This window comes from Reinekea sp. G2M2-21 (assembly GCF_015687175.1).
In the GTDB taxonomy this organism is placed as follows: Bacteria; Pseudomonadota; Gammaproteobacteria; order Pseudomonadales; family Natronospirillaceae; genus Reinekea.
The window spans coordinates 1-399 of the sequence record NZ_JADPQG010000043.1 but is presented as its reverse complement, the minus strand read 5'-3'; the positions used below and the strand labels follow the sequence as shown (position 1 = coordinate 399).

Below are 399 nucleotides of genomic sequence, written 5' to 3'. Positions count from 1 at the left end.
CAGGTTTTCCATTTGCGAAAACAAGCGATAGGATTGCCAAACTGCAATAAATTGGAAGTCCAAACTGAAGCGCCTTTTTGTGCCCTACCAAGACCTCCATGCTCACAAATCCAGGAATAATCATTAGCAGGCCGACCGTTCCAAAAAACGCGACACCAACATAGCCACACAACCTCATGAAAGAGATCGGCCGAATCTTACCGGATCGCTGTTTATAGATAAGGACTGATAGTGTAACTAGCCAGGCTGCTCCGACAGTCTGCCAGTAGTATGTTATATGAAGCGCTGCCAGCAGATCACTAACACCAGAGGCAAAGCCTCCTAGGGCCATCATAAAGCCGCCAGCAAAGAATGCGGTAAAAAGTATAAAGACTATCGAATCAAATATTCCTTTCATCG

1 protein-coding gene is annotated in these 399 nt (G+C 45.6%); it reads right to left on the bottom strand.

Features of this window, described 5'->3' with window-relative positions; genetic code table 11:
* Nucleotides 1–399, bottom strand: a 399-nt coding sequence (locus IYN85_RS26100) for a hypothetical protein (protein ID WP_230390989.1), incomplete at both ends; no start/stop codon positions are given.